This window comes from Mannheimia granulomatis, assembly GCF_013377255.1.
Lineage (GTDB): Bacteria > Pseudomonadota > Gammaproteobacteria > Enterobacterales > Pasteurellaceae > Mannheimia > Mannheimia granulomatis.
In genome coordinates this window covers 324,854-349,413 of sequence record NZ_CP016614.1, presented here as the reverse complement: position 1 = coordinate 349,413, position 24,560 = coordinate 324,854, and the positions used below count along the sequence as shown (strand labels likewise).

The 24,560-nt window shown below is 40.3% G+C and carries 17 protein-coding genes; 2 read left to right on the top strand and 15 right to left on the bottom strand.

Translation table 11 applies throughout. From position 1 onward, the window contains the following. Positions 1 to 9: 9 nt before the first annotated feature. The 3 genes from A6B41_RS01600 to rpoB all read right to left on the bottom strand — a co-directional run bounded on the left by A6B41_RS01600 (position 10) and on the right by rpoB (position 14,327). The gene (locus tag A6B41_RS01600; RefSeq protein ID WP_027073305.1) at positions 10 to 5,670 is read right to left on the bottom strand and encodes an Ig-like domain-containing protein; all 5,661 of its coding nucleotides are present in this window, start codon (positions 5,668 to 5,670) and stop codon (positions 10 to 12) included. Between the two features lie 172 nt (positions 5,671 to 5,842). After that, a complete protein-coding gene (gene rpoC, locus A6B41_RS01595; RefSeq protein ID WP_027073306.1) occupies positions 5,843 to 10,126 on the bottom strand; it encodes a DNA-directed RNA polymerase subunit beta' in 4,284 nt (1,427 codons plus the stop codon). A gap of 175 nt (positions 10,127 to 10,301) precedes the next feature. Beyond that, positions 10,302 to 14,327, bottom strand: a complete 4,026-nt coding sequence (rpoB, locus tag A6B41_RS01590; RefSeq protein ID WP_027073307.1) for a DNA-directed RNA polymerase subunit beta — start codon at positions 14,325 to 14,327, stop codon at positions 10,302 to 10,304. 523 nt (positions 14,328 to 14,850) lie between these two features. Here rpoB and A6B41_RS11250 point away from each other — a divergent pair. Then, on the top strand, positions 14,851 to 14,982 hold the full coding sequence (locus A6B41_RS11250) for a helix-turn-helix domain-containing protein (RefSeq protein WP_257792930.1): 132 nt from the start codon (positions 14,851 to 14,853) through the stop codon (positions 14,980 to 14,982). 248 nt (positions 14,983 to 15,230) lie between these two features. Here A6B41_RS11250 and rplL read toward each other — a convergent pair whose 3' ends face one another. The 7 genes from rplL to dprA form a co-directional block, all read right to left on the bottom strand. Next, complete coding sequence (rplL, locus tag A6B41_RS01580) at positions 15,231 to 15,596, bottom strand: 50S ribosomal protein L7/L12 (protein ID WP_027073308.1); 366 nt, start codon at positions 15,594 to 15,596, stop codon at positions 15,231 to 15,233. A gap of 58 nt (positions 15,597 to 15,654) precedes the next feature. Further along, the gene (gene rplJ / locus A6B41_RS01575; RefSeq protein ID WP_025235143.1) at positions 15,655 to 16,146 is read right to left on the bottom strand and encodes a 50S ribosomal protein L10; all 492 of its coding nucleotides are present in this window, start codon (positions 16,144 to 16,146) and stop codon (positions 15,655 to 15,657) included. Between the two features lie 284 nt (positions 16,147 to 16,430). Beyond that, positions 16,431 to 17,120, bottom strand: coding sequence for a 50S ribosomal protein L1 (gene rplA / locus A6B41_RS01570; RefSeq protein WP_027073309.1), 690 nt, complete (start codon positions 17,118 to 17,120; stop codon positions 16,431 to 16,433). A gap of 4 nt (positions 17,121 to 17,124) precedes the next feature. Continuing rightward, positions 17,125 to 17,553: a 50S ribosomal protein L11 gene (gene rplK, locus A6B41_RS01565; protein WP_006248758.1), complete on the bottom strand. Its 429-nt coding sequence runs from the start codon at positions 17,551 to 17,553 to the stop codon at positions 17,125 to 17,127. A 224-nt stretch (positions 17,554 to 17,777) separates the two neighbouring features. Next, positions 17,778 to 18,341 (bottom strand): transcription termination/antitermination protein NusG, encoded by a 564-nt coding sequence (gene nusG / locus A6B41_RS01560; protein ID WP_027073310.1) that lies wholly within the window; start codon positions 18,339 to 18,341, stop codon positions 17,778 to 17,780. Between the two features lies 1 nt (position 18,342). Then, positions 18,343 to 18,756, bottom strand: a complete 414-nt coding sequence (gene secE, locus A6B41_RS01555) for a preprotein translocase subunit SecE (protein WP_027073311.1) — start codon at positions 18,754 to 18,756, stop codon at positions 18,343 to 18,345. 122 nt (positions 18,757 to 18,878) lie between these two features. Beyond that, positions 18,879 to 20,057, bottom strand: a complete 1,179-nt coding sequence (gene dprA, locus A6B41_RS01550) for a DNA-processing protein DprA (RefSeq protein WP_027073312.1) — start codon at positions 20,055 to 20,057, stop codon at positions 18,879 to 18,881. A gap of 88 nt (positions 20,058 to 20,145) precedes the next feature. On the opposite strand from dprA, the gene def reads away from it, so the two are divergent. After that, positions 20,146 to 20,658 (top strand): peptide deformylase, encoded by a 513-nt coding sequence (def, locus tag A6B41_RS01545; protein ID WP_027073313.1) that lies wholly within the window; start codon positions 20,146 to 20,148, stop codon positions 20,656 to 20,658. Positions 20,659 to 20,786: 128 nt separating this feature from the next. On the opposite strand, the gene A6B41_RS01540 is transcribed toward def, so the two are convergent. The 5 genes from A6B41_RS01540 to srlD form a co-directional block, all read right to left on the bottom strand. After that, positions 20,787 to 21,722: a KpsF/GutQ family sugar-phosphate isomerase gene (locus A6B41_RS01540; protein WP_027073314.1), complete on the bottom strand. Its 936-nt coding sequence runs from the start codon at positions 21,720 to 21,722 to the stop codon at positions 20,787 to 20,789. Positions 21,723 to 21,732: 10 nt separating this feature from the next. Next, entirely contained in the window at positions 21,733 to 22,530 is a 798-nt protein-coding gene (gene srlR / locus A6B41_RS01535) for a glucitol operon DNA-binding transcriptional repressor SrlR (protein ID WP_027073315.1), read from the bottom strand. 41 nt (positions 22,531 to 22,571) lie between these two features. Further along, positions 22,572 to 23,219 carry a hexitol phosphatase HxpB gene (gene hxpB, locus A6B41_RS01530; protein WP_027073316.1) on the bottom strand — a complete coding sequence of 216 codons (648 nt, stop codon included), beginning with the start codon at positions 23,217 to 23,219 and terminating at the stop codon, positions 22,572 to 22,574. A 74-nt stretch (positions 23,220 to 23,293) separates the two neighbouring features. After that, positions 23,294 to 23,662 carry a transcriptional regulator GutM gene (gene gutM / locus A6B41_RS01525; RefSeq protein WP_027073317.1) on the bottom strand — a complete coding sequence of 123 codons (369 nt, stop codon included), beginning with the start codon at positions 23,660 to 23,662 and terminating at the stop codon, positions 23,294 to 23,296. A gap of 84 nt (positions 23,663 to 23,746) precedes the next feature. Next, positions 23,747 to 24,535: a sorbitol-6-phosphate dehydrogenase gene (gene srlD, locus A6B41_RS01520; RefSeq protein WP_027073318.1), complete on the bottom strand. Its 789-nt coding sequence runs from the start codon at positions 24,533 to 24,535 to the stop codon at positions 23,747 to 23,749. Positions 24,536 to 24,560: the final 25 nt, after the last annotated feature.

The window sequence follows — 24,560 nt, the reverse complement described above, 5'->3', positions numbered from 1 at the left end:
ATTCTAATATTAGCCGATAATAAACTTATCGCCTTCCAAGTTTTGTAAGCCTGCCACTATCGCAAATGGCGTCGCATTATCTGCACCGCCGTTCTGGCTGTTATAGCTTAACTCGCCCGAAGCTGTATCGTAGAACAGGTGCTCCTTGATATTACTTAAATCGGCACTGATCGCAGAGAAAATCGTTGCTGAGAGTTTGATTTTATCTTGACCCACTACGAAATCAGTAATGGTATCCACTTTACCGTTTAAGCTACTTTCAAAGACGAAAGTATCTTGCCCTTCTCCACCGCTTAAGGTATCAGCTCCCAAGCCACCAATTAAGATATCGTTGCCTGCTAATCCGTTTAGAATATTGCCAGCATCATTACCTCGAATTTCGTTATTGAGGGCATTACCTGTACCGTTTTTCGCCGTTGTGCCGATCAGGGTCAGATTTTCCACGTTCGCATCTAAGGTATAATTTACAAGGCTGTAAATATGATCTGTACCTTGATCAGCCTCTTCGGTTACCACATCTGCTACACTATCAATCACATAGGTATCATTGCCTTGGTTACCGAACATTAGATCATCACCAAGACCCCCGTTAATAAAATCGTCACCCTCGCCCCCAGCGATTGTATCAACGCCGTCTCCGCCAAAGATATTATTCGCCGCTTTATTACCAGTCAATTTATCATCAAATTTCGAACCAATGAGGTTTTCAATTTGTGTGCCGTAACCGATAAAGGATTGACCATCATGGTAATTATTAAATTCTAGTACGCCTGATGCTGGTGGATTAGATACAGGATTCCCGGAAATTTCATTTTGTGAGTTATTCAATGCTGAACCTCTAATGTTCACTCCAGGCTTATCAAAAAATGTGTTTTTGTCATACACAGTTCTACCATCTGTTACGAAATTAAATTTACGTTCCGTACCACGATAGTTCCACGATCCCGGGGTCAGGTTTACCGTAACTCCCTCTTTTTCCATTGAGGCATCAAAGGTGTCCACACCGTTACCGTCCCAGATATAGATATCGCCATCGGCCTTACGTGCATCATACTTTCTGAAAGTATAAACATCATCACCGGCACGATGTGTACGATTTACTCCGAAGCGGTAGTGTAGATAAGCAAGGTCATACATTCTCAGATCACGCATTGCATCAAAGAGACGTACGGTCCAGTAAGACATATTCGAAAACTCGCTTGATGCTTCTGCTACGTGATTAAACGCAGTGGCTTCAGGTGGATTACTCTTCACATCGGTAAAACTATCGTGAGCGTGTCTCATATTCAACGTATGTAAAATCTCGTGGATTGCCATATAGTGAGAGTAATCATCCGTACCCGCTGTACCGAGAATTTTCTTATCCCAGACTAAGTTTCCTCCTGGATAACCAATCGCTGACGAACCTTTATAACGTGTAGCCTGCAAATCACCAACAAATAGCAATGTCCCTTTATTATCAGCCACCTCTTGCCAGCCACCAGTCACCTCTTCAAATTTCAGGTTGGTATATTTGGCAATCTGCTGATAAGCATAACGGAATGTCGCTTTCAAACTATCTGGTATTTCTTCTGCCGAATTGGCTCCAATTGCTTCCAAACCTTGAGTATTAGTTGGAAGCTGGTTAATTTCATTAGTACGTAAAAAGTGATACTTAACTGTAAGCGGCACTTCCGAACTACCGATTTCAACGTTGCGAAGGAAACCAAATTTTGTCGGTCCCTGATCTAATAGGTGAATAGGGTAAAAGAAGTTATAATCATCTTTAGTATGATCGATTTTACGGCTAGCCACAGGTATTTCACTATGTTGAGATACAAAAGTAGCTGAAACTGCCTTCGGCTGAACATATACCTCACTATCCATCACAACATCGCTACCAGTATCTTTCAAAGTTGCCGTTATTACACCTGAGGCATTATTTTTCAAGTGAATAGTATCAATCAAAACACTAAATGTCTTACCCTCTTTGACCTGAGTTTGAACCGTATGGCTGCCAGCTTTAACATCAATGTTCGCACCCACAGCCACATCACCTTTCACGATCCCACTGATTTCCGTTTTTTCCGTCACAAGCGGTTTAATGCTGTAGCTGTTATCGCCGTTTTTCACCAACAGATCACTTTCTAGCGTAAATTTTTTCACTGTCGGAACACGACCTGGTGTTAAGTATGTCACGTTATTCTCAAAATACGGCGAAGTGACTTTACTATAAAAAGATGTCTGTGTAACAAAATGATCCGTAAAATCGACCTTTACACTTTTACCAGCAATCGTCGCCCAATCTGCATTCGGAATATCCAAATGGAACGATTTAGTTAAACCGTCAAAGCCAGCTTGATAGGTCTTATCGCCAATCACCAACTTCACCATACGGATAAAACGCGCATTTTTACCTTGATTGTACAATGCTGCATCAGCAGGCGGGCTCACTACACCAAATTCCTGAATAGAGCCAGTTACACGTGTACTACCACTCATATCCAACCCAAAATTGTCACCAATTTTGGTAATATTGATTTCACGATAACTATCCTCTAGAGTATATTTACGGCTCGCTTCATCCGCAGCTTCTTCATTACCTGCGTCATCTTTTGCCGTGTAGTTGGCCTTGACTTTACGCTCACTCGACTTTAATTTCGCATTTGCAAGGCTAGTTTCACTCACCAGAACTTCAACTTCAAATTTACCATCAACAACTGTTGCTTCAACTTCTTTCCAGCCACTTGCACAGGATTGACAAGGGCAAAGTACGACAACCGGATTATCACCTTCTGCGTTTTCTACAATCCCTTTAATCTTAACTTTCCCATTTGCCTCAGTTGCATCAATCACATCATCTTCAGCAATGCTAGTAATTCTTACCACAGGCTTATTCAACACCGTATCAACTTGATAGGCTTGCGTGGTAGTCGATTCAGCAGGGTTACCTGCGGTATCTTCCGCCTTAATTTTCGCCACAATGCGGTTTTCGCCTTCAGCAAGGGCTAAATCACCACCTGCAACCACTAACTGCCAAGTATTATTTTGCGTATTTACTTCTGCTGCTCGTTCCTGATTGTTGATAAGCAACGTAATCACCACACTATCAGCTTTCACATCAGCATCTGCGGTATAAGTACCTGATAAGGTAATTTGCCCTGCGGCCTCTTGCTTATTGACCTTGTTATCCACCGCAATATCACTTACCGACACGCTTACGTTAAAGCTGTCATCCACACTTACTGTTTTAGAAGCTTGCGCTGTTATGCTATTTAACGCACGATCTTGGGTCGATAAGCTCGCAAAGATCTCTTTGTGATTGACTAAAGCAATAGTACTGACCGGAATAGAGAATTTCAGCTCACGATCCAACTTGCCTGTTACTTGAGATTGACCTACCGTTAAGGTAACTACATCGCCCTCTTTCGCCTCAGCGTGTGCTACATTCACCGCCTTACCTGTCACCAGAATCGTCTCTGCCTGTTTTTCAACAGCATTGATAATATCGTCTGTTGCAATTTTATCGATTATCAAATTTGGTGCAGCAATATCCGTATCGACAAGATAACCGTGGGTTTTAACTGTAGTTAAACGATTTTCTGCTGTATCTTGAGTGGTTAACGTAGCTTCAATGCGGTTATTTTTTGCAAGTAATGCCCCATCTACTTCGACACTGAAGCTTAAATCAGACTGCAAAGACGTCTCAAAAGTATGCTCTCCAATTTTAATCACGACCTTATCATTAGCTTTGGCTGCTGAATTCACCACATTTTCAACCTTGCCTCTAACAATAATTTTTTCGCCACTCTCTTGGATATTAACGATGTTATCAGGAGTGATATTCTCAATCGTAATAGTGGGATCAGCAATCACTTGATCGATAAAATAGCTGTGTTCAGCATTCGTGACCAACTCATTGCCGGCAATATCTTTGGTTAACAGAGATGCCTTAACCTTACGTTCCGCATTTACTAAAACATTACCAGGCACATTCACACTGAAGGTGAGATCATCGGTCAATACAGCTTCAAATTGATGATCACCTATCGTTAAGATCACTTTATCGCCGATTTTTGCTTCGGAGCCACCCACATTTTCTACTTTGCCACTTACCGTCACATTTTGACCGCTTGTACCTTCAGTTTGGTTGATGGTGTTATCATAAGTAACTACATCAAAGGTAATTTTAGGGTGCACAATTTCTTTGTCGATCGCATAGTTACGACTAGCTTGGCTCTCTTTACGATTGCCGGCTGGATCTTCCGTGGTCAGAGTTGCATCAATGCGGTCATTATCTTTTAACCACTCGCCTGCAACTGACACGCTAAATTTCAACTGCTCATCTAGTTTAGTAGTAACAAGATGGCTACCAATCACTAGAGTAACCACATCACCTTTCTTCGCCGCAGACTCATCTACATTAGTCACAAGGCCACTAACCATAACCTCATTCTCTAACTCTATGGCATTAAGAATGTCATCTGTCGCAATAGCATTAATCTGAATTTCAGGATTAACAATCAGCAAATCAACAGCATAGGCTTTTTCTGCTAGCGTTGTTATAGCATTGCCCGCATTATCTTTGGTTTCAAGTTCAACAGAAATTTTGCGATTTTTTGCCAATAATTGACCGCTTGCAGCGATTTCAAAACTTAAATCAGATTTTAATATCGTTACAAAAGTTTGATCTCCGATTTTCACAATCACTTTATCGTTAGGTTTTGCTTCAGAACCGGGCACATTTGTAACTTTTCCACCTACTTTTAGCACTGGTTGATTGCTTTCTGCAATATTCACAATATTGTCATTAGCAATAGTGTTAAGTGTAATGTTTGGATGGACAATTTCAGCATCTACCCCATAAATATGCACGCCTTCCGCATTACCTTTTGACTGCCCATTCTCTACACTTATACTCGCTTTAATTTGCTGATGTTGAGCAAGCAAAGTCCCTGGAATTTTCGCACTGAACGTTGATCCTGTTACTATTGCCTCAAAACGCTCTGAACCAATTTCTAACCACACTTGTGCCTGAGTAAAAGGCTTATCTGCTGTAAATTGACCAGAAACAACAACCTCTCCTTTACTTTCACTCAAATTGACAAGATTATCTGAAGTCACAGAATTAAAAGAAAGTGTGACATTAATTGACTCACCTGTAGTATTTGGAGTCTCTTCTTTATTTTCTTCAGTTTTTTTATCTTCCTCAATATTTTTATCGTCTTTAGGCTTTTCTGCTGGTTTTGCAGGAGCTGAGCCACTGCTACCGCCATTACCACCACTTAATGCCAAAGCACCACCTATTAATGCAGCAGCACCTAAACCATAGAGGATTTTTGACGTTAGACCCGCTGAGGCAACTTCTGATGCCAATACAAATGGAGCTTCACGGCTAGATGTAGCTAAACTTGCTGAAATCACAGCCAAATACGCACTATCTTCAATAGGATAAACAGAGTAATAATCTTCCAAAATAAAACTTGGTTCACTACTGTTATCAAGATAAACCGCTAAATCATCCTCATTGATTTTTTCAACTTTAGGATTAACAATCAGCTCACCCTGTTCATTAAAAATTTGATATTTTGCATTCTCTTGAGCCTGAATTTTGGCAGTATTGCTACTATGGGTAAGCGGAATAGAGTTTTCTGCGGTTTTGGTTATGACTTTGATAGTATATTGGGACATTTTTGCACCTAATGTGATAAATTTTGAGCATCATAGCAAACTTGCTCAAGACATCAAAAGCAAATTTATTGAAAATACCCCCTAAAAAACCTTTCTTACCAATCTACAATAACTATCAATAAAAAAGCCCCCAGAACTATTATTCTGAGGGCTTTACGGTTATAGCGAATTATTACTCTTCGTCACCTGCATTTAACAATGCTGCTAAACTTTGAGTTGCATCATCTGCCACAAACTCAAATTCAGCTTCAATGTCTGCATCAGTTACAAATGATTTTTCTTTTGCAACCGGAGCTTCAAACTCAGGTGAAACTGCGATGCCGGCTTCCATTTGAGCACGCTTCTTCGCACGTGCTTGGTGGTAAGCAAAACCGGTACCTGCCGGAATTAAACGACCAACAATTACGTTCTCTTTTAAGCCACGTAACTCATCTTGCTTACCTGCAACTGCGGCTTCAGTAAGCACACGTGTTGTTTCTTGGAATGAGGCTGCTGAGATAAATGACTCAGTCGCAAGTGATGCTTTAGTAATACCAAGCAATTCACGTTCAAACTCAACCAATGGTTTGCCTTCCTCCGCACGTTTGCGGTTAGCAATTTTCACACGAGCCACTTCAACTTGCTCCCCTTCGAGGAACTCACTATCGTATGCATTAGTAATAATTGCTTTACGTAGCATTTGTCGAACGATAACTTCAATGTGTTTATCGTTAATTTTTACCCCTTGTAAACGGTAAACTTCTTGCACTTCGTTCACGATGTAATCAGTTACAGCATGTACGCCACGCAAGCGTAGGATATCATGTGGCGTTTCTGCACCGTCTGAGATCACATCACCACGTTGAACTAACTCACCTTCGAATACGTTAAGTTGACGCCATTTTGGAATCATCTCTTCAAACGCTTCACCTTCTGCCGGAGTAATTACCAAGCGACGTTTACCCTTGGTTTCTTTACCGAATGAAACAATACCTGAGATTTCCGCAAGAATTGCCGGCTCTTTTGGTTTACGAGCTTCAAATAAATCTGCAACGCGTGGAAGACCACCGGTAATATCTTTCGTTCCCACAGATTCTTGTGGAATACGGGCTAATGCCTCACCGACTGCAATTTCTGCTCCATCATCAAGCGTTACAATCGCTTTACCCGGTAAGAAGTATTGTGCCGGCACATCTGTACCCGGAATTAAGATATCGTTACCGTTGCTATCAACTAGGCGTAATGCCGGACGCAAGTCCTTACCAGCTGTTGCACGTTCACCCACATCTTGTACTACGATTGATGATAAACCGGTTAACTCATCAGTTTGACGAGTAACAGTTAAGCCATCAACGATATCACTAAATTGGATACGACCTGATACCTCTGAGATAACCGGCATTGTGTGCGGATCCCAGTTAGCAACTACTTCACCTACAGATACCTCTGCGCCATCATGTTTCGAAAGTACTGCACCGTAAGGCACTTTATAATTCTCTTTAGTACGACCGAAAGTATCAATCACGGTTAATTCTGTATTACGAGATGTCAGAACAATCTTACCATCTTTATTCGTAACAAATTTAGCATTCGCTAATTTAATCGTACCGGCATTTTTTACTTGAATGCTTGATTCTTTCGCTGCCGCAGATGCCGCACCACCGATATGGAACGTACGCATCGTTAACTGTGTACCCGGCTCACCGATAGATTGTGCTGCAATAACACCAACCGCTTCACCTTGGTTGATTAAGTGACCACGTGCTAAATCACGTCCGTAACATTTCGCACACACACCGAAGTCTGTATCACAAGTTACTACAGAACGTACTTTGATCACATCAACAGATTCTCTGTCAACTACATCACACCATTTCTCATCTAATAAAGTGTTACGAGGAATTAACACTTCATCTGTACCCGGTTTTAATACATCTTCAGCCACCACACGACCTAATACGCGATCACGCAATGCTTCTTTTACATCACCACCTTCGATGAGAGGAGTCATCACAATACCTTCGTGTGTACCACAGTCATCTTCAATGATCACTAAATCTTGTGCCACATCAACTAAACGACGGGTTAAGTAACCTGAGTTCGCTGTTTTTAATGCAGTATCAGCAAGACCTTTACGTGCACCGTGGGTTGAAATAAAGTACTGAAGAACGTTTAAGCCTTCACGGAAGTTTGCTGTGATTGGCGTTTCGATAATAGAGCCATCCGGACGAGCCATCAAACCACGCATACCGGCAAGCTGACGAATCTGTGCCGCAGAACCACGCGCACCAGAGTCTGCCATCATAAAGATGCTGTTAAACGATGCTTGTTTTTCTGGATTACCTTCACGGTTGAGCACTTCTTCAGTTGAAAGGTTTTCCATCATCGCTTTAGCAACACGTTCATTTGCTGCCGCCCAAATATCGATTACTTTATTATAACGCTCACCAGCTGTTACCAAACCACCGTTAAACTGTTCTTGGATTTCTGCTACTTCAGCTTCAGCTGCTTCAATGATTGCATATTTTTGCTCTGGAATAACCATATCATCAATACCAACTGAGGCACCAGAACGTGCAGCGTAAGCAAAACCTGTATACATAATTTGGTCAGCTAAAACCACTGACTCTTTCAAACCTAAACGGCGATAGCTCTCATTGATTAATTTTGAGATCGCTTTTTTACCTAAGGTTTGGTTGAACAGTGAGTAAGGCATACCTTTTGGTGCGATCATCCAAAGAATAGCACGACCAATAGTGGTATCCACTAATGAAGTTTTCGCTTCAAACTCACCGGCTTCATTTTTCTCATATTCTGTTACACGCACTTTTACACGCGAATGTAACTCTGCCTGACCGGTACGATAAGCTTTCTCCGCTTCACGTGGGTCAAGGAAGTACATGCCTTCACCTTTACCGTTTACTTTCTCACGAGTCATATAGTACAAGCCTAATACAACGTCTTGAGATGGAACGATAATCGGATCACCACTTGCCGGTGAAAGTACGTTATTGGTTGACATCATTAACGCACGAGCTTCTAATTGCGCTTCAAGCGTTAATGGAACGTGTACCGCCATTTGGTCACCGTCGAAGTCCGCGTTGAACGCCGCACACACAAGTGGGTGTAACTGAATAGCTTTACCTTCGATTAACAACGGTTCAAACGCTTGAATACCTAAACGGTGAAGCGTTGGTGCACGGTTAAGTAAAATTGGATGTTCACGAATAACTTCTGCAAGAATATCCCATACAATCGGCTCTTCACGCTCTACCATTTTCTTCGCAGCCTTGATCGTTGATGCAATGCCACGAGATTCTAATTTAGAGTAGATAAACGGACGGAATAATTCCAATGCCATTTTCTTCGGTAAACCACATTGGTGTAGACGTAAGTATGGACCTACGGTAATTACCGAACGACCTGAATAGTCAACACGTTTACCTAATAAGTTTTGACGGAAACGACCTTGTTTACCTTTGATCATATCCGCAAGTGATTTTAATGGACGTTTGTTCGAACCGGTAATTGCACGACCACGACGACCATTGTCTAATAACGCATCCACAGACTCTTGTAACATACGTTTTTCGTTACGTACGATAATGTCCGGTGCAACTAAGTCTAACAAGCGTTTTAAACGGTTGTTACGGTTAATTACACGGCGGTATAAATCGTTTAAGTCAGAAGTTGCAAAACGACCACCATCAAGTGGTACTAACGGACGTAAATCTGGTGGAAGAACCGGTAATACTGTCATCACCATCCATTCCGGTTTGTTACCGGATTGCAAGAATGCTTCTAAAGTTTTTAAACGTTTAGTGATTTTTTTACGTTTGGTTTCTGAGTTGGTTTCTTGTAACTCTTCACGCAATACTTCGCATTGGTGTTCTAAATCTAAGTCACGAAGTAATGCTTGGATACCTTCTGCACCCATTTTTGCTTCGAACTCATCACCCCAACGCTCTTCTGCATCCATAAACTGTTCTTCGGTTAATAACTGATTTTTCTCTAAATCAGTCATTCCCGGCTCAGTTACCACATAGCTTTCAAAATAAAGTACACGTTCAATATCACGTAATGGCATATCTAAAATTAAGCCGATACGGGATGGAAGTGATTTTAAGAACCAAATATGTGCAACCGGACACGCTAATTCAATGTGTCCCATACGCTCACGGCGTACTTTAGTTTGGGTAACTTCAACACCACATTTTTCACAGATTACACCACGGTGTTTTAAACGTTTGTATTTACCACACAAACATTCATAATCTTTTACCGGCCCGAAAATACGTGCGCAAAATAAGCCATCACGCTCAGGTTTAAAGGTACGGTAGTTAATGGTTTCAGGTTTTTTTACCTCACCAAAAGACCAAGAACGGATCTTATCTGGTGATGCTAAACCGATTTTAATCACATCAAAATCATCGCTTGATTTTGATTGTGCTTTTAAAAACTTCACTAAGTCTTTCACTTTTTTGCCCCTAGGGTGAGAAGTTTGATCCAACGTTTTTACGCTGAACAGGAAATTCTTTTTGTTTTACAAGCGGTCGATTTGGTAAAAAATTTTGCAAATTTGACCGCTTGTTTCTCCATTTTCGCTTCTGTCAGGGCGTAATTATTCGCCCCTACATCGTTTACCAATAGAATTACGCTTCGTCTAGCTCTAAATCAATCGCTAATGCACGGATCTCTTTAGTGATTACATTAAAGGATTCAGGGATACCCGGCTCCATATAATGTGTACCATCTACGATGTTTTTATACATCTTCGTACGACCGTTTACATCATCCGATTTCACAGTAAGCATTTCTTGTAAGGTGTAGGCTGCGCCATATGCTTCTAATGCCCAAACCTCCATCTCACCGAAACGCTGACCACCGAACTGCGCTTTACCACCCAACGGTTGTTGAGTAACAAGGCTATAAGAACCGGTTGAACGTGCGTGCATTTTGTCATCAACCAAGTGGTTCAATTTGAGCATATACATATAACCTACAGTTACCGGACGCTCGAATTTCTCACCGGTGCGACCATCAAATAAGGTAATTTGACCTGAAGTCGGCAAGCCACCTAATTCTAATAAACCTTTGATTTCAGTTTCGTGAGCACCATCAAATACCGGTGTTGCAAGCGGTAAACCCTTACGTAAGTTTTGTGCTAAACGCATCACTTCTTCGTCAGTAAAGGTACTTAAATCCACTACTTGAGATCCATGACCTAAGTCGTAAGCTTTTTGCATATATTCACGCAATTTCGCCACTTCTTGTTGCTCTTTGATCATCTTGTTAATCTGATCACCGATACCACGTGCCGCTAAGCCTAAGTGCGTTTCTAAGATCTGACCGATGTTCATACGAGATGGTACGCCCAGCGGGTTCAACACGATCTCAACAGGCTGACCGTTTTCATCATACGGCATATCTTCAACCGGGTTGATTTTCGAGATAACACCCTTGTTACCGTGACGACCAGCCATCTTATCACCAGGTTGGATTTGACGTTTCACCGCAAGGTATACTTTAACTACTTTTAATACACCCGGTGCTAAATCATCCCCTTGGATAATCTTATTACGCTTGATTTCAAGCTTACGCTCAAACTCTTTACGTAACTCTTCATGCTGCTCTGCTAATTGCTCTAACTGGCTTTGTTTCACTTCGTCTTCAAGGGTTTGTTCTAACCATTTCTCACGAGCAACATCGTCTAAAGCCGCTTCACTTACGCCACCTTCAATTAATAAGTTGCGAACACGCGTGAATAAACCCGCTTCTAAGATTTCTAACTCTTCAGCTAAGTCTTTCTTCGCTTCACGAAGTTGCATTTCTTCGATTTCTTTCGCACGTTTATCTTTCTCTACTCCATCACGGGTAAATACTTGAACGTCGATAACCGTACCTGATGTACCATTTGGTACACGTAATGATGAATCTTTTACATCTGATGCTTTTTCACCGAAGATCGCACGTAATAGTTTCTCTTCCGGTGTTAATTGGGTTTCACCTTTAGGCGTTACTTTACCGACTAAGATATCCCCACCTTTTACTTCTGCACCGATATAAACAATACCAGATTCATCTAATTTGCTTAATGCAGACTCACCCACGTTTGGAATATCTGCAGTAATTTCTTCTGCACCTAATTTAGTATCACGTGCCACACAAGATAATTCTTGAATATGAATCGTTGTAAAGCGATCTTCTTGAACCACACGCTCAGACACTAACATTGAGTCTTCGAAGTTATAACCGTTCCAAGGCATAAATGCCACACGGATATTTTGACCTAACGCTAATTCACCTAAGTCTGTTGAAGGACCGTCTGCTAAGATCTCACCACGCGCCACCGGCTCGCCCAAGTTCACACAAGGCACTTGGTTGATACAGGTATTTTGGTTTGAGCGGGTGTATTTAATTAAGTTATAGATGTCGATACCTGCTTCGCCCGGAATTGTTTCATCTTCATTCACTTTAACTACGATACGAGATGCATCAACATATTGAACTGTACCACCACGTTTTGCAACAATTGCAACACCTGAGTCAAGAGCAATTGGTTTTTCCATGCCTGTACCGACTAACGGCTTGTCAGCACGAAGAGTTGGTACTGCTTGACGTTGCATGTTCGCACCCATTAAGGCACGGTTCGCATCATCGTGCTCAAGGAATGGAATAAGTGCTGCCGCAACAGAAACTACTTGTTGAGTAGAGATGTCCATATACTGAACTTCTTCCGGTTTGTATAAACCAGACTCACCTTGCTGACGGCAAGTTACATAAGTATCGGTAAAGCGGAAGTTCTCATCTAAATCTGAGTTTGCCTGCGCAATGATATTGTTGCTTTCTTCAATCGCTGATAAATACTCAATCTCTTCGGTTACTTGACCATCAACCACTTTACGGAATGGGGTTTCTAAGAAACCGTAGTTATTGGTACGTGCATACACAGAAAGTGAGTTGATCAAACCGATGTTTGGACCCTCTGGGGTTTCGATTGGACATAAACGACCATAGTGAGTCGGGTGAACATCTCGAACCTCAAAGCCTGCACGTTCACGAGTTAAACCACCCGGACCTAATGCAGAAATACGACGTTTGTGCGTAACCTCTGAAAGCGGGTTATTTTGATCCATAAATTGCGAAAGTTGTGATGAGCTAAAGAACTCTTTCACCGCGGCTGAAATCGGTTTCGCATTGATTAGATCTTGTGGTGTTACACCATCTAAATCACCTAAAGATAAACGCTCACGCACCGCGCGCTCAACACGCACTAAACCAATACGGAATTGGTTTTCTGCCATTTCGCCTACAGAACGGATACGACGGTTACCTAAGTGGTCGATATCATCCACATCACCACGACCATTACGGATCTCGATTAATTTTTTCATCACACCGATGATATCATCGTTGCTTAATGTGCCGGTACCAACGCCTTCTGGAATCTCTAAAGAGCGGTTGAACTTCATACGGCCTACCGCAGATAAATCATAACGTTCTGCAGAGAAGAACATATTGTCGAATAATGCTTCTGCCGCTTCTTTTGTTGGTGGCTCGCCCGGACGCATCATACGGTAAATTTCAACTAACGCACTTAAACGATCGTAAGTTGGATCCACACGTAAGGTTTCAGAAATATATGAACCATGGTCTAAATCATTGGTAAATAATACGTCAATCTCTTTATAGCCGGCTGCTGATAAGTTCGCCAACATTTCCATTGAGATTTCCATATTCGCAGGGCAAATCACTTCACCTGAAGATAAATCAACGTAATCTTGAGCTGCTACTTTACCTACGATATACTCAACCGGCACTTCAATTTGAGTAACGTTATCTTTTTCTAATGCACGAATGTGACGGGCAGTAATACGACGACCCACTTCTACATACACTTTGCCGTTTGCTGAAATATCGAATGTTGCCGTTTCACCTCTTAAACGCTCAGGTACTAACGTCATTAATAATTTATTATCAGCAATTTCAAACTTAATTTTCTCGAAGAATAAGTTTAAGATTTCTTCTGTAGTGTAGCCTAATGCACGTAAGATAATAGTTGCCGGTAATTTACGACGGCGGTCGATACGGGCAAATAAGTTATCTTTCGGATCGAACTCGAAATCCAACCAAGAACCACGGTAAGGAATAATACGTGCGTTATAAAGCACTTTACCTGAAGAGTGGGTTTTACCTTTGTCAGAATCAAAGAACACGCCCGGGCTACGGTGTAATTGTGAAACGATAACACGCTCGGTACCGTTGATAACGAAAGTACCGTTGTCGGTCATTAATGGGATTTCGCCCATATATACATTTTGCTCTTTAATATCTTTCACCGTACCTGCAGCAGCCTCACGGTCATAAGATACTAAACGCAATTTAACGCGTAATGGGGCGGCATAGGTTGTACCACGGATTTGACATTCACGCACGTCAAACACTGGCTCACCTAATTCGTAAGAAACGTATTGTAATTCAGTTGCACCATTGTTACTCACAATCGGAAATACTGAACGGAATGCCGCTTCTAAACCTTGTTGCCCTTCAGGATCTTTTTCAATAAATTTTTCAAAAGAATCAAGCTGAATTGTTAATAGATAAGGTACATTCAGAACTTGTGGACGTTTACCAAAGCTCTTACGGATACGCTTTTTCTCGGAATATGAATATGCCATTTTCTAAGATAGCCTCTGATTTATATTTTGGTTGAGATTACACAATCCGACACGAAAGACTCGGTTGGAAGTGGCATTATAAAAAACTGTACGAGATGTCATTTTCCAATCGCCAATCAAGCAGTCAAAAATCACTACTGCAAGCGGTCAAATTGGGCAGGAAATTTACAAATATTGTTGATTAAAATGACAAAATCAACACTTGCGTTCAAGCAGAAAAGGCTGACAGTCAAAGCTGTCAGCCAATTTTCACTAAAATGGTTGCAAATTATAGCGGATTTTGCAAAATTTTACAACAATTTGACCGCTTGTTTGGATAGATAATTTTCCTTTTACTACACTTAACTTAACGAGTTAAGACGATACTTTTGCTATCATCTTTATTAACTTGTACCTGTTGTAAAAGATAACCACCCTCAGTAACCTCTGTCGGATATTCACTATACTTAGTCAAATATTTTGTATCTCTTGAATTATTGCTGAATAATCGACTAACAATAATACTAAGAAAATGAAAAATGAAATGCTGACCAGCCACCCGATTCGCCATACTTTTGCCAATAATCTTAGAAAAATCCGCCGATTAAAGGATATTTCTCAGGAGGCATTAGCATTTGATGCTGAACTGAGCCGGGCTTATATAAGTGATGTATAAAGGGGGAAAAGAGCCATCTCAATTGATGCTATGGGGAAAATAGCCGACGCCCTAAACGTCAGCCTAATTGACCTACTGAAAAGCGACTATTCAGTAGAAGATTTGATTCAAAAATAAAAAACAAGCAGTGATTTTTCTTCAATTTTTTGCAAAAAATACTCCAAATCCGACCGCTTGTAAAAAACAAAACCCCGATGTTTCCATCGGGGTTTGTTGAACTTGAAGTTCGGGAAAAGTTAAATCAAAAATTATTTGATTTCTACTTTTGCACCAGCTTCTTCTAATTCTTTCTTAAGTGCTTCAGCTTCTGCTTTAGAGATGCCTTCTTTTAATGCTGCTGGAGCAGATTCAACTAAGTCTTTAGCTTCTTTTAAGCCTAAACCTGTTGCACCACGTACTGCTTTGATTACAGCAACTTTGTTTGCACCAGCTTCTGCTAATACTACATCAAATTCAGTTTTCTCTTCTGCTGCTGCCGCTGCTGGAGCTGCTGCTGCAACTGCTGCTGCCGCTGAAACGCCGAATTTTTCTTCCATCGCTGTGATTAATTCAACGATTTCTGATACTGATTTAGAAGCAATCGCTTCAATGATTTGTTCGTTAGTTAATGACATAACAATCGATTCCTAAAATAAATAAAGTTAAACGAATAAAAAAGAAGCACCGCTAAAATTAAGCCGCAGCTTCCATTTGGTCGCGTAATGCTGCAAGAGTGCGAACAAGTTTGCCTGCCGCAGCTTCTTTCATTGTGCCCATTAAACGTGCAATTGCTTCTTCGTAAGTCGGTAATGTTGCTAAGAATGCAACATCTTGTCTTTTACCTTCAAAGGCTGCACCTTTAAGTTCAAACTCTTTGTTTGTTTTCGCAAATTCAGTGAACAAGCGTGCTGCTGCACCCGGGTGTTCGTTTGAGAATGCGATAAGAGTTGGACCGGTAAACGTATCTGTTAAGCACTCGAATTCTGTGCCTTCCACTGCACGACGTAATAATGTATTACGTACAACTTGCATTGTCACACCAGCTTCGCGAGCTGCTTTACGTAACTCAGTCATTTTTTCAACTGTTACGCCACGTGAATCCGCAACAACAGCTGAAAGTGCACCTTTGGCAGCTTCGTTTACTTCAGCAACAATCGCTTGTTTGTCTTGAAGATTTAATGCCATTGGTTTTAGCTCCTGATACACTCTGCTTTTTCAAGCAGAATTTACAAAAAATCCCAAAAATATCACCGCTTGTTTTAATACAAGTTGCAATCTTCTGAGCCTAAGGTGTACAGAAGCAGAAAATTCTGTCTGTTCACCATCTATGTAGGATAATTAAGTTTTCACCCCTACAGTCTTAGACGGGGCTTAGATAGGCTAAGCACCATCAGCTTGCTCTCGCAAGTTAAGGTCGCAAATTATACAGATAACTTGCGACCCTGTAAAGTTTTAACTTCTTTCAGAAATTATAGTGAAGCTTGATCAACCGCTACACCAGCACCCATAGTAGTAGAGATGCTTACTTTCTTGATGAAGATACCTTTAGCAGTTGTTGGTTTAGCTTTAGTTAAAGCAGCTAACAACGCTTGTAAGTTTTCTTTTAGTTGCTCAGGTGAGAAATCAGCTTTACCGATAGTAGTATGGATAATACCATTTTTGTCGTTACGGTAACGGATCTGACCTGATTTTGCATTTTTAACTGCTTCAGCAACGTTTGGCGTTACAGTACCCACTTTCGGGTTTGGCATTAAGCCACGTGGACCTAATACTTGACCTAACTGACCAACAACACGCATTGCATCTGGTGAAGCGATAACAACATCAAAGTTCATTTCGCCTTTTTTCACTAATTCAGCCAAGTCTTCCATACCAACTAAATCAGCACCGGCTGCTTTAGCAGCTTCTGCGTTTGCACCTTGTGTAAATACAGCAACACGCGCTGTACGACCTGTACCGTGTGGTAATACAGTTGCACCACGTACGTTTTGGTCAGATTTACGAGCATCGATACCTAAGTTCACTGCAACATCTACGCTTTCAACGAATTTAGCTGTTGCGAATTGTTTTAATACTGCGATTGCTTCGTTAATGTCATAAGCTTTTGTAGAATCTACGTCGGCTTTGATTGCTTTCATTTTTTTAGTCAATTTAGCCATTGTATTATTCCTCTACGATTAAGCCCATTGAGCGAGCTGTACCAGCGATTGATTTCATTTTGGTTTCGATAGTCGCACCTGTCATATCTGCTGCTTTAGTTTCAGCGATTTGACGGATTTGCTCTTGAGTTACTGTACCCACTTTATCTTTGTTCGGTTTACCAGAACCAGATTTGATACCTACAGCTTTTTTCAATAATACTGCTGCCGGTGGAGTTTTTGTTACGAAAGTAAATGATTTATCAGCATAAACTGTAATAACAACAGGGATCGGTAAACCTTTTTCTAAACTCTCAGTACGAGCGTTGAATGCTTTACAGAATTCCATGATGTTAACACCTTGTTGACCTAATGCAGGACCAACCGGTGGTGATGGGTTAGCCATACCCGCTGCAACTTGCAGTTTAACGTAGGCTTGGACTTTTTTTGCCATTTTTGATTTCCTCTAAATGGGTAATAACGCCAGTAAATACTGGCTCCCCTGTTACATAAAAAATACGAGTCAGTAGACTGCCTCGTAGTAGGTCGCAAATTCTAACGAAATCACGACTATTTTTCAAGCAAAACTTTATTTTGCTTAGATAAACTTTTTACAAGCGGTTACTTCCTTACTCTTTTTTGCAAAAAAACGTATAAAAACAACCGCTTACCGGAAGATTAGCTGTGTTTTTCAACCTGGCTGAATTCAAGCTCAACCGGTGTTGCACGACCGAAGATGGAAACAGATACTTTCAAACGACCTTTTTCGTAGTCCACTTCTTCTACTGTACCTGCGAAGTCTGCAAATGGTCCTTCCGTTACACGAATACTTTCGCCCGGCTGGAATTCTTTTCTGTGACGTGGTTTTTCTGCCGTTTCTTGAACACGGTTTAAAATACGATCCGCTTCACGTTTAGTAATTGGTGCCGGACGGTCTGCCGTGCCACCGATAAAACCCATTACACGCGGTACGCTTTTCACTAAGTGCCAAGTATCATCGTTCATTTCCATCTCAACTAATACATAGCCGGGGAAGAATTTACGCTCAGTTTTGCGACGTTTTCCACCTACATTTTCAACCACTTCTTCGGTTGGTACCAAAACTTCACCAAATTGCTCTTCCATTTTGTGAAGTTTAATGTATTCGCGTAATGTTACCGCAACACGGTTTTCAAAACCTGAAAAGGCTTGTAATACATACCAACGCTTTGACGTGGTTTCTTTCACTTCTACTTCACTCATTTTAGAACCTTAAACTTGTTAAAAATGTAATTAATGCCACGATAATTGAGTCAATGCCCCATAACACTAATGACACTACCGCACATACTGCAAGCACAATCAGTGTGGTTTGTGTCGCTTCAGGACGAGTTGGCCAAATAATTTTACGCAACTCGGAACGAGACTCTTTGATAAAATGAATTGCTTTTTGACCTTGATTTGTGATTGCTGCCAGCGCCACAGCACCAACTAATACAACCACTAATAATAGCACTCGAACAACTAATGAAAAATGAGATGCAAAATAGGCATTACCCACTGCAGCAACAACCAATAATATTACTGCCACCAACCATAATGCCGTATTTACACCTTTACTTTTCTCCCCTTTTTGTTCAACTTGTTCAGGGATTTTTGTTTTAATCTCAGTAGCCATATATAACCTAAAAATGAATAAAAAATCGGAAATTTATTTTTAAAGCGTTAAATTCTATCATTTTCTGATAAAGTTGCCACGATATTTTCTACAATTTATCTAAATTTATTTCATTTTTAGTCTTAACCAATCACATATCCCCCACTTACCTGTTTAATCACCCCGCTTAATTCTAGCCCTAATAATTCTACTAATAGTGCTTCAACAGGAATTTGAAGTGTCTTAGCTAAATTATCCACAGGAATTGGCTCTAAGCTCAGCTGTTGATAAATCTGCTGCTGGCAAGCGGTTAAATTTGGCAAGTTTTTTACTGCTTTTTCTTGCCTTTCAGGCTGTTGGCAAGGCGAAGGTGTTTTTGCAAAATTTTCTGTTTTTTTGACCACTTGTACCGCCTTAGGCTTTTCATCTTCAAACAATGCGACTTGCTGTGGTTGTCGTTGATAAGCTATTGCATCCAAGATATCTGTTACAGACTCTACTAACAAAGCGCCCTCTTTGATTAATTTATGACAGCCTTGTGCATACAGACTTTGAATCGCATTTGGAATAGCAAAAACCTCTCTACCTTGCTCTAACGCATACCGAGCAGTAATAAGTGAGCCACTATTTACCGTTGCTTCAACCACTAACGTCCCTATAGATAAACCGCTGATAATACGATTACGACGAGGGAAATTTTCTGCCAATGGCGGCTGATTCGGTGAAAACTCCGAAACTAATGCCCCACCTAAATCTATCATCTGATCAGCTAAGTTTTTATGACGAGCCGGGTAAATTTGATTTAATCCACTTCCCAAAACCGCAATAGTCTTGCCCTTTTCTGCTACCACTTGCTTATGAGCGAAACCATCAATGCCAATTGCTAAACCGCTTGTCACCACAAGATGATTCTGGGTTAAATCAGTCGCAAATTTAGCTGCCCAATATTCTCCATAAGGGGAATAATCTCGACTGCCGACAATCGCAATTTGTGGTAGTGATAAACTTTCCACATATCCTTTTACAAATAACACGGGAGGAGCGGTTGAAATTTGCCGTAATAAAAAAGGATATTCCTCATCAAATAGCGTAATAATGTGCTGATTCGGCTGCTGAGCCCAAGTAAATGCTTGCTCAATCCAATTTAGATCCGGCTGAAACCAGCGCTGAATCTGCTTTTCATTCCAACCGATTTGCCGAAGCTGATGTTTATCATAAGCACAAAACTGTTTGAAATCGATCTCTGACAATAATCTGCCAATTCGTTGCGGCCCAATCTGCGGAACTTGCAATAAGCGTAATAAATCATACTGATATACCATTTTTTCACCCTCAAAATTTCCCTAATAATAAGAAAAGGTTTAGAATAGCCAAACGAATTTTTTAAACTTTTCGAGAGAGATCACAAAAATGGCAGTATTAGATGTTGTACTCTACCCAGATGAAGGGTTATCTACCTTATGCGAACCTGTAACACAGGTAGATGAGGAATTAAATCGTTTTATTGATGATATGTTTGAAACTATGTATGAGCATGAAGGTATCGGCTTAGCCGCACCCCAGGTAGGCGTATTAAAACGAGTAATCACTATTGATATTGAAGGCGATAAAACCAACCAAGTGGTATTAATCAACCCTGAAATTTTAGAAAGTTGTGGCGAAACCGGTATTGAGGAAGGCTGTTTATCCATCCCCGGACACCGTGCTTTAGTGCCACGCAAAGAAAAATTGAAAGTCAAAGCCCTCAACCGTAAAGGCGAAGAAATTGTGTTCGATGCAGACGGCTTGTTCGCTATTTGTATCCAACATGAAATTGACCATTTAAACGGCATTTTATTTGTTGATCATATTTCTGCACTTAAACGCCAACGCATTAAAGAGAAAATGCAAAAGCTAAAAAAACAAATTGCTCGAGCAAAATAGTTTTAATATAAAAAGACTGAGCCGAAAATTTGATCTGACCCCAAAAAGTTAGACTCATTTAATTCAAGGACCGGGTTCTGTATTCCACAGGTCTCAGTCTTTTTATTTATATATCATTTCAAAATTGCCTAGCTAGAAAACTCAATTAGCCCTGTTACTTTTCCATCATCATCCACCGCAATTAGCGAATGAATTTTTAATTCTTTCATTAAATCTTCTGCTTTTGCTAAGAATACAGAATCATTAATGGTTTTCGGATGACGAGTCATAATTTCACCTGCGGTTTTACTGAGACTATCAGCACCAAATTTCGCAAGCGTGCGGCGAATATCACCATCGGTAATAATTCCCTCTAATCTCTCATCTTGCATAATCACGGCAACCCCCATGCGCCCTTCGTTCATCACTGATAAACATTCAGTAAATAGCGTATTTGGATGAGCTATCGGTAAATTTCTCACCATCACATCTTTGACTCTATTCAGCAGACGGCGGCCAAGGCTACCACCCGGATGGAAGCGAGCAAAATCTTCGGGGCGGAAATCACGGGCTTTCATTAACGCGATCGCCAACGCATCACCTAATGCCATAGTAACCAAAGTCGAGCTGGTTGGAGCAAGGTTGTTCAAGCAAGCCTCACGCTCTACGCCGATATTTAAAATCACATCTGCATTTCGCCCAAGGGTTGAGTACGGATTTCCTGTCATGGCAATAATTTTATTACCGAAATTCTTCAAACTTGGAATCAGCTTATTCACATCATCCGTTTCACCGCTGTTGGAAATTAAAATCACCATATCAATCGGCTTTAGCATGCCTAAATCACCATGGAACGCTTCTGTCGGATGCAGGAAAAAACTTGGTGTGCCGGTTGAGGCAAAGGTTGCAACCATTTTTTTCCCCACCAAACCGGACTTGCCGATACCTCCGACTACCACACGCCCCTCACAGGCTAACATCATTTCGACCGCTTCATTAAACTCTTGAGAAAGACGATGATGCAGGGTCGTAATTTGATGAGCATAAAGGCTTAAAGTTTCTTTTGCACTCTCTAAATGATTCATTTTCTCGTCCTCATACGATTAACAGCTCAATGCCTTTTTCTCGAATTTGCTCTCTCATTTCTAATGATAAACCTTCATCAGTAATGATAGTATGGATTTTTTCTAAACCACAAACAATATTAGGACTTTTACGTCCAAACTTACTGGAGTCCGCAAGTAAGACAATTTTATTTGCAGCATCGCACATTAAAGAGCTGACTTTATATACTTCATTAAAAGTAGTTAATCCAACGTCTAAATCTAATCCGTCTGTACCAATAAAGAGTATGTCAAAATTTGAACCAATAAAAGCTGATTCAGCAAAATAACCATGAAATGACGCTGATTTCTCACGAAATGTGCCACCGGAAATAAGCAAGTTATACGATTTATTTAGTTTCAAAATTTCATTAAAAATCGTTAAACTATTTGTCATTAAAGAGAGATTATCAAATGGTTTTAGATAGGGGATCATTTGAAGCACTGTACTGCCAGCATCAAAAATAATAGAGTTTCCCTCATTAATCAACTCGGCGGCTTTTTGTCCAATACGTTGTTTTTGCTGAAGATTAATCCCTGTTTTTTGTGAAATTGGTTTATCTTCCTTATCTGTAGTGGCTACTTTTTCTTTTCTATCAAAGGTTTCATCCGAAATTAACACCACACTACCATAAGTTCGTAGAACTTTATTATCATCTTCTAAAGCAGTGAGATCTTTACGAATAGTTGCACCTGTTAGCTTAAAATAAGCTGCAAGTACGTCCACTTCTGTTCTACCGTGATTGGCTAAATACGCTAAAATTTGTTGTCGTCTTTCAAATGGTTTCATTTTAATCTCCAATTAGCAACGATTGGAGATTTCAATCTATGCTAATACTGTTTTAACTTTGTGATTACATCTAAAAGAGAAAGCATTCTTTCATCAGCAATCGAAAATTTTTCATTTTGATAGTGTGGATTAACTAAAAAAGTGGTTAAATTTGCCGCTTTTGCTGCGATTAAGCCCGTTACGCTATCCTCAATAACAATGCATTCTTGTTTCTCAATACCGAGGTTTTTTACTGCACTCAGATAAACAGCTGGATGAGGTTTGCCGTAATCTTCGTCCATTGCAGTACATTGAATAGGGAAGTAATCCCATAATTTTAAACGATCGAAAACCGCTTTGATAATAACCGGTGGTGATGATGTTGCCACAGCAAGTCTGATATTATTAGACTGTAAGAAATCCAATAATTCATGTAATCCTGCTAACGCAGAGCCTGATTTTTGTATCGCATTACAACCATAAGCAAGAATAGCCTCACTTAATTCGGCATTAGAAATCGTTAAATTGAATTTTTTTATCCAAGTTTCGCTAAGTTCATCTATGCGTTTACCCCTTGTGAATTTTTCACAATCTTCAACCGTAATATTAACTCCTAACGTTTCTAATACTTCAATTTGGGCTTCCGCCCATTGGGGTTCTGAATCAATCATCACCCCATCCATATCAAAAATGACACTGCTTATTTTCATTCTTTCCTCTCTATATTATCTTATTTCAAATAAAAAATATTCAAAATGAAATAAAAATTACATTATTTTTGATCCTAAGCATTATATCCGGAAGAGATAGCTACTTTTAAGGCAAACTGTGAGCGTTTATCCGTTGGAAATATCTTTTCTGGTACGATTTCATCAATGGATAAGCCAATCACATCATCTAATTTTTGTGGTCGGGCAAAAACAGAGAATCCTTTCATACAAAGGCTATCAACAACTTTTTTCTGCTCATCAAATGCCAATACAATAATGGATTTTGGATTAAAGCGACCACTGTTACGCCCAACGGTTACTTTTCCTTTCTGGCTAATTTTCATAAAGGCTTGATTAAATGCTTTGATTTGAAGCCACCCGAATAAAATTTGTAAAAGCCACATTACTATAGCAAAAATAATGAAGACGGTTGTTGAATTCATTTCTCCTCCAAAGAAAATACAAGCGGTCGATTTTGTTCATTTTTTTGCAACTTCCATAATGAACAGAACCAACCGCTTATGCTATTAGAACATCACTTGTCCACCAGTAATGTTGATGGACTGCCCTGTACAATAAGCCGCCTCTTCACTGGCATAGAATTTTAAGACATTCAATACATCTTGATAATCACAGCCACGTTTTAAAGGTACTTTATCAATATAAACCTGCTCCACCTCACTTTCCGGAATACCAAGTTTCGCTGCATATTGTGGAATTAACGATTGGAACATCGGTGATTTCAATAAATTGCCTAACATTAATGAATGTACGGTAATGCCTTTGTCTGCTAAATCTAACGCTAAGGATTGAGTCAGGCCTACACCGCCAAATTTTGCTGCACTATAACCTGAATTATATTTACTACCAACTTTACCCGATTTTGAGTTAATTTGAATAATCCGTCCTTTAATTCCATCACGAATCATTAAACGAGAAAAATGTTTTGCTGTTAAGAAATAACCTGTCAAATTCACTTTTACCGATAAATCAAAATCGTTTAAATTGAAATCCCAAATAGGCGATGCTTTTGCTGTGCCTGCACTATATACCAATACATCAGCACGCCCAAATGCAGCATCGGTAGCATTAGCTAATGTTTCAACGCTTGGCTCATCTCCAGCATCTACTTGCACTCCAATCGCATTGCCCTCGCCTTGTTTTGCATTAATATCTTTAGCCACTTTTTGTGCATTTTCTCCGTTTAAATCAGCAACAACTACACGATAGCCTGCATCAGCTAAACCTTCAGATAAAAAAGCCCCAAGTGTTTGACCGCCACCTACAACGATAGCCACTTTTTTTTCATTGTTCATAATGTATCCCTCTAAATTTTCAATT

Bases quoted from the DNA above. Each gene is read 5' to 3' on its own strand.
- A6B41_RS01600 (WP_027073305.1), bottom strand. From the start codon at position 5,670: ATGTCCCAATATACTATCAAAGTCATAACCAAAACCGCAGAAAACTCT.
- rpoB (WP_027073307.1), bottom strand. From the start codon at position 14,327: ATGGCATATTCATATTCCGAGAAAAAGCGTATCCGTAAGAGCTTTGGT.
- A6B41_RS11250 (WP_257792930.1), top strand. From the start codon at position 14,851: ATGCTGACCAGCCACCCGATTCGCCATACTTTTGCCAATAATCTTAGA.
- rplL (WP_027073308.1), bottom strand. From the start codon at position 15,596: ATGTCATTAACTAACGAACAAATCATTGAAGCGATTGCTTCTAAATCA.
- rplJ (WP_025235143.1), bottom strand. From the start codon at position 16,146: ATGGCATTAAATCTTCAAGACAAACAAGCGATTGTTGCTGAAGTAAAC.
- rplA (WP_027073309.1), bottom strand. From the start codon at position 17,120: ATGGCTAAATTGACTAAAAAAATGAAAGCAATCAAAGCCGACGTAGAT.
- rplK (WP_006248758.1), bottom strand. From the start codon at position 17,553: ATGGCAAAAAAAGTCCAAGCCTACGTTAAACTGCAAGTTGCAGCGGGT.
- nusG (WP_027073310.1), bottom strand. From the start codon at position 18,341: ATGAGTGAAGTAGAAGTGAAAGAAACCACGTCAAAGCGTTGGTATGTA.
- secE (WP_027073311.1), bottom strand. From the start codon at position 18,756: ATGGCTACTGAGATTAAAACAAAAATCCCTGAACAAGTTGAACAAAAA.
- dprA (WP_027073312.1), bottom strand. From the start codon at position 20,057: ATGGTATATCAGTATGATTTATTACGCTTATTGCAAGTTCCGCAGATT.
- def (WP_027073313.1), top strand. From the start codon at position 20,146: ATGGCAGTATTAGATGTTGTACTCTACCCAGATGAAGGGTTATCTACC.
- A6B41_RS01540 (WP_027073314.1), bottom strand. From the start codon at position 21,722: ATGAATCATTTAGAGAGTGCAAAAGAAACTTTAAGCCTTTATGCTCAT.
- srlR (WP_027073315.1), bottom strand. From the start codon at position 22,530: ATGAAACCATTTGAAAGACGACAACAAATTTTAGCGTATTTAGCCAAT.
- hxpB (WP_027073316.1), bottom strand. From the start codon at position 23,219: ATGAAAATAAGCAGTGTCATTTTTGATATGGATGGGGTGATGATTGAT.
- gutM (WP_027073317.1), bottom strand. From the start codon at position 23,662: ATGAATTCAACAACCGTCTTCATTATTTTTGCTATAGTAATGTGGCTT.
- srlD (WP_027073318.1), bottom strand. From the start codon at position 24,535: ATGAACAATGAAAAAAAAGTGGCTATCGTTGTAGGTGGCGGTCAAACA.